Below are 5,386 nucleotides of genomic sequence, written 5' to 3'. Positions count from 1 at the left end.
TCCCCAAGGCAATCAACGACTTCTTCAACCTGATCTTCCCCAACTGATTCGGAGGCTGACCGGATCATCTTCGGTCAGGGCACCGTGAAGTCCGCGGTGCCAGGCAGATTCGGCGCATTCGTTGTCAGGGTGGCATGTACGCGGCCCGGGCCTGAGACGAAAAGCAACTCCGGATCCTGGCAGTTCGGAAGTGGGCCGTCGTAGAGGAGTTCGCGAGCGTAGGGGCACAGCGCGTGGCTTACCCGGCCGTGCGCTCCGGTATCGAGGTTGATCCAGTCCACGGTCACTGTGACCGCGCGGCCCAGCACCGGAGATCCGGTGGAGCCGAGTAGTGTGCTACCGGAAATGGGATTCACGGATACGTGATGTGGAACGTTTCGAAACTCGATCGGACGATCCCAGGGTGATGCTGGTGTGGCGAATCCGATTGGGTTGTCGGTGGCCACGCCTTTGGCGGTCACCACCCCGACGCATAATCCGCCCGCCTCTCCGGTTGTCAACGCGTCTGTGAACGCGATATTTGTCGTCGTGTCCGTCGGAGTGCATGGACTCCCGCTGGGGCCGGTTGCATGTTCGTGCACGACGCACCGGAGGCCGCGGTGACGCTGTCGTGCGCAGCCGGACCACCGGGTCGCTGCACGTCCGCCGCGGCGCTCGCACCAACACCGATGGTTGACGCGAGCGAGACGACCGACACGAGGCACCATCGTGCAAGGGTGTTCACGGAATGCATGATTCTCCGATCAACGGTGAGCTCGGGCCGCGGAGATCGGCAGGCCGGTCGCGGTCGCCGCGCCGAGTGGGGTGTCGCCGGTCTACGACGCGTGCGGCTGCCTGCTTGGGGTGGGTGCCGGCCACGCAGTCCGGGTCGCTGGTCGTCGACGTGACGCCGACGTCAGGCCGCATGCCCTACACGGGGTTCGGCGACTGGGTGCCGGTCGCGTGCGCGCGTGTGCTGGCCCTGTGGGGGGCGGGGCCCTCAGAGGCACAGCGAGCCGAAGAGGCAGGTCTGGCCGCGCTGGGTCGGCGGGTTCACCTGGTGCTGGGTCTGGAAGGCCGTCGAGCCGGTCGATGGGCTGTCGTCGTCGCTGCCGCTGTACGCGGCCCAGACTCTGTGGTTGCCGTCGGGCAATGTGACGACCCACGCGGCCTCGCCGCCGGAGACTCGCACCGGTGACGATGTCGCCTCGGTCGCGCCGGTGTCGATGTTGACGGCCGTGAACTGCACCGTGCCGCGCAGCGGTGCGGGCGTCACCACCGCGGTCGCTTGGATCGTCGTGCCGTTCGCGCTGGGCGCTCCGTCGGCGTTCCTGGTGTACACCTGCGTGGTCGTGGTCGTCTTGGCCGTCCCCGACACCTGCATCGCCGGCGCCGGCGCCGGCGCGGTGTCGGTGCGGGGCGCCGCCGTCGCGGTGATCGGTGTCAGCAGCACCGCTGCGGCCGCGGCCGCGGCCAGTGCGGCTTGGACCGCTCGTATCTGTCGGTTCATCGCTGTTCCTGCCTCAGCACCGTCGGGAGAATCCGTGCAGGCGCGCCGGGTGGGTCGTCGAGTGTGATCCCGGTCCGGTTCCGGCTGGACATTCCGCCGCCCCCGTCGCAGCTGTTGACGCCGCGCAGCGGCGCGCTCGTCGTCGGGCAGAGCCCGCTGTCCGTCTCGCCGGCAGCCGACCGGAGGGTCTGGCCGGGGTGCCCGAAACGCAGGCAGCAGGTGTCGCCGCGATCGGTGCTGGTCACCGCGGCGACGGCCTTGCTTCCGCTGGTTGAGACCTGGGCGGTGGCGTCGGCGGATGCGACACCCGATACCCCGAGCACTGGCGCCGTGACGGCCGTCACGCCGATGACCGCGTGGATGAGCGTGCGCATGGCACCTTCGCCAGCTTCCCCGTGGGCGAGATCGGTACGGTGAGAATTCTCCTCCGCACCCCCATTGCTGTACAGCGATCGCCGGTCAGTCGGGATGCCCAGCGGCGCGGCGAGTACCGGCCACGAGTCCTCGAAGTTGTCGCGTCAGTACCCGTTCTGAACGTCCCGGAAGCGAACGATATCTTTAGTTGGCTGGTAATCACCCGTCGTGACCTGGGTGTTTGCTTCGTGGATGGTGTGCGCGAAGGGGATTCGAGGCGGGCGTGAAGGTCCGCTGCCTCGGTGTTGTCGTTACCGAGTCGGTATGCGCGTGGTGCGATGGACGTCGGTCAGTCAGGTCTTGCGCGCACGGCCGAGAGCGAGGGCCAGCTGGCGGTGCAGGCTCTCGTTCTCGGCGGTGAGTTCGCGGATACGGTCGTGTGCCGCCTGCAGGCGGGTGCGCAGAGAGTTGTCGCTGGCGCTGTCACGTTGGGTTCGACCGGGTCCGCCACCATCGCGGAGTGCGATGATGCCCGCGCGTAGGTCGGGTTGGGTGTAGAGCCAGGACCGCGACACCGACGCTGCCGCGGACACTGACTCGAATGTGACTGCGGTTCCTTGGTTTTCGATTTCCCTTAGGGCGGCGATCGCCTTCGAACGGGTCAGTTCGTGGCGGCGCCGGGCGGCGTCGTGGAGGTGGTGGCTGTTGTCGGCGCGCACGAGGGTCACCGGCCCGATCCGGCGCTGTCGGGGTGTGGAATGAGTGGCTGCGCGTCGCGGGTGTCGGGTCCGGGCGTGTCGGGCCGGGACGAGTCCGTGGTGTCGTCGAGGGCAGCGATGATGCGGTCGAGGTTGCCCAGGACCTGGGTGTTCATCTCGACCTGCCGCTGTTGACCGCGGGCCTCGGCGGCGGTGATGAGCTGCAGGACCTGGGTGCGGTGCTCGCGGTGCCGGGGCAGGAACTCGGCGGTGGTGACGAACATCGGGCAGGTCAGGCAGGCGTTGGCGTGCGGGCAGCTCTTCTGCACGGGCAGGCCGCAGTAGCCGTTGGGTAGGGCCTCGGTGGCGCGGCCGAGGCGCTGTTTGGCCCAGGCTGCCTCGGCGAGTGGTCCGTCCGGGTCGAGGGTGACCTCGGCCCCGGAGGAGTCGACCTTGCGTGCGGCCTCCCAGTGCCGGCGGATGGAGGTGTCGCTGAGCCGGGCGTAGTGGCCGGTCATCTGGTGCGAATCGTGGTCGAGGATCCGGCGGACGACCTCCTGGGGGACGTCGAGGTTGACCAACCGCGTGCCTAGGGTGTGCCGGAACCGGTGGGGACTGACTTCCGCGGGACGGCCGTGCTCGTCGGTGACCTGGCATCGGGCCACCCACCGGCCCAGTGACCTGCTGTAGGTGGCGGTGCTGATGTGCCCGGTGCCGTCGGCGTCGGAACGCTGACACGGGAACAGCAGACGCGTCGGGGCTCCGCTGGTGCGGTCGAGGTGTGCGATGTGTTCGGCGATGGAGTGCTCGAGTTCCTCGTCTATCGGGACGAGGGCCTCGCGTTTCATCTTGTGGTTGAGATACCGCAGATAGGGTGCGCCGTCCTTGTCGCGGACGATGCAGTCGGTCGACAGGGCGACGGCGTCACTGATCCGCAGCCCGCACCGGATCAGGATCACGGTGACCAGCCGGTGATGCCGGTTGGGCCACCTGTCCAGGTTCGCCGGGTCCTCGAGTTGGGCCATGACGTGCTCGCTGAGCGCCCGCGGCGCCAGCGTGGTCTTCTTCGGGTAGTCCTCGGTGTAGATCAGGGCGGTGGCCGGCAGATCGGTGACCCATCCGTGGCGTCGGATAGTCAACAGGAACAGGTTGAACTGGCCCACCTGGGTCCTGTGTGAGACCGGTCCGGCGGCGTGGGTGTGCAGGTAGGCCAGGAACCGTTCGATCAGGGCGCGGTCGAGGTCGGCGGGGCCGGCCGCCGTGCCGCCGCTGGTGTCGAGGAACGCGTCGAGGCTCGCGACGGCCCGAGTGCCCCATACTGCGGATTCGGCGGTCAGGCCGGCTGGCAGACGCCAGCGCGCCCACCGTTTGGCCAGGTCCCGCAGCCACGGGCGGGTGATCCGCTCGAAGCTGATCGTGGCGCGGTTGGAGGCGGTGATGCCGAGCCGGCGAACGTGCCAGATGTCCTTCTCGTACTCGGCCTCCCACGGATCGACGCCGAGACTGGCCTCGGCATCGGTGCCGTCGCCGGTGGTGGGGAGCGCGCGAAGCCGGCTCACAGGGTCACCGCCGCGTCGGCGAACCAACCGGCCTGCACCAGCGCGCGGCGCGCGTCCTCACTGGACAGGTGCGCGTAGATGTCGACGGTGGTGGTCACGCTGGCGTGCCCGAGCAACTTCGAGACCACCTCCACCGGCACCTCGTCCCGCAGGAGACGGGTGGCGTAGGTGTGGCGGTACCAGTGTGGATCGAAGTCGATCCCGGTGTCCCGGCGCAACCGGCGCACCAGCGCGTGCACCGCCGAGTACGTCATGGCCCGCCCGTGTGGACGGCCCCACAGGTTGACGAACACGTAGTCCGAGTCCAGCTCCCCGTACTCGAGGTTCAGGTAGTCGGCGTACAGACGGATCAGCGCCCCACTGACCGGGATCGTCCGCGGGTACGGCGATTTGGCGCGAGCACCGTTGGCGTTGACACGGCGGCGGACGGTGACTTCTCGTTCGGCTGCGGCGAGGTCCTCGTGCCGTAGACCGAGCGCCTCACCGATCCGGATGCCGGCGTCGTAGAGCAGGGCGAACAACAACCGGTCACGCCGGTGCTCACACGCGTCGAGGATCGTCTGCACCTCGACGGGGGTCAGCAGTCGGGGCATCCGGGACACGGCGGGCAGCTTCACCGTCCGCCGTGGCTGGGGGAGTGCTCTTACCGAGGTGATGCAGGAACGGCTTCCAGCTGCCGCCCCGGCGGGCAGCGGGATCCCAGCATGTCAGCAGATCACCGAGGTCGAGGCCGTGGCGGGCGGCGTGCCGATAGAACACGGCGATGGTGGAGAGCTTGCGGTTCACCGTCGCCTCGGTGCAGTGATGCGCGACCGAAGGCAGCACCGACACCGCCTCGTGGCGCATCGTCGGTGGCCGCCGCAGCCACCTGACGAACGCGCCAACATCATCCAATTTCACTTCCTGCCAATCACATTCGTGGTCGATCAGGAACGTGAACCAATCTTTCAGGTCGTGGGCGTGCGCCTTGATCGTGTTCGGTGACCGCTCGGTATCGGCGAGATACCGCAGATATCGTTCGGCCGGGGCCACGACACCGTCCTCGTCGAGCAACGTGAACGACACCGCGTCGCTAACCGGATCCACCACTCGCGTCACCCGCATCGCGCCTCCCCACCCGTCTGCGTCGTGGAACGCGGCGACCGTAACCCGTCCACCACGAAGCATCCAGCCCTGGAAAGCGCCGTTGTCTACATGACAGACTGATCCACCCCGGATTTGCTGGAGGCTGTCAGGGTGTTACTCCCACGGGTGGTGAGAGCGCGTGTTCAGCGTAGTAGGCCGCT

Annotated in this window: 5 protein-coding genes and 1 pseudogene; all 6 read right to left on the bottom strand. The window is 68.1% G+C overall.

Annotated features, from left to right (window positions below):
- Nucleotides 1–74: 74 nt before the first annotated feature.
- The 6 genes and pseudogenes from ABD951_RS06500 to ABD951_RS06475 all read right to left on the bottom strand — a co-directional run bounded on the left by ABD951_RS06500 (nucleotide 75) and on the right by ABD951_RS06475 (nucleotide 5,204).
- Nucleotides 75–464 (bottom strand): hypothetical protein, encoded by a 390-nt coding sequence (locus tag ABD951_RS06500; RefSeq protein WP_345342950.1) that lies wholly within the window; start codon nucleotides 462–464, stop codon nucleotides 75–77.
- A 515-nt stretch (nucleotides 465–979) separates the two neighbouring features.
- Entirely contained in the window at nucleotides 980–1,489 is a 510-nt protein-coding gene (locus tag ABD951_RS06495) for an Ig-like domain-containing protein (RefSeq protein WP_345342949.1), read from the bottom strand.
- Nucleotides 1,486–1,863: a hypothetical protein gene (locus ABD951_RS06490; RefSeq protein WP_345342948.1), complete on the bottom strand. Its 378-nt coding sequence runs from the start codon at nucleotides 1,861–1,863 to the stop codon at nucleotides 1,486–1,488. The genes ABD951_RS06495 and ABD951_RS06490 overlap by 4 nt, the downstream gene beginning before the upstream one ends.
- A 333-nt stretch (nucleotides 1,864–2,196) precedes the next feature.
- Nucleotides 2,197–2,562 carry a DUF6262 family protein gene (locus tag ABD951_RS06485; protein ID WP_345342947.1) on the bottom strand — a complete coding sequence of 122 codons (366 nt, stop codon included), beginning with the start codon at nucleotides 2,560–2,562 and terminating at the stop codon, nucleotides 2,197–2,199.
- A gap of 5 nt (nucleotides 2,563–2,567) precedes the next feature.
- Nucleotides 2,568–4,100: a tyrosine-type recombinase/integrase gene (locus tag ABD951_RS06480; protein WP_345342946.1), complete on the bottom strand. Its 1,533-nt coding sequence runs from the start codon at nucleotides 4,098–4,100 to the stop codon at nucleotides 2,568–2,570.
- A pseudogene (locus ABD951_RS06475) lies at nucleotides 4,097–5,204 on the bottom strand (site-specific integrase). Before ABD951_RS06475 ends, ABD951_RS06480 begins: the two are co-directional and overlap by 4 nt.
- Between the last annotated feature and the right edge of the window lie 182 nt (nucleotides 5,205–5,386).

Origin of the sequence: Rhodococcus olei, from assembly GCF_039540555.1 — a bacterium.
Classification (GTDB): Bacteria; Actinomycetota; Actinomycetes; order Mycobacteriales; family Mycobacteriaceae; genus Rhodococcus_G; species Rhodococcus_G olei.
This window is presented reverse-complemented; position numbering and strand designations above follow the sequence as displayed.

What these genes read in the sequence shown, in the direction of transcription:
- ABD951_RS06495 (WP_345342949.1), bottom strand. Translation starts at nt 1,489, where the DNA reads ATGAACCGACAGATACGAGCGGTCCAAGCCGCACTGGCCGCGGCCGCG.
- ABD951_RS06490 (WP_345342948.1), bottom strand. Translation starts at nt 1,863, where the DNA reads ATGCGCACGCTCATCCACGCGGTCATCGGCGTGACGGCCGTCACGGCG.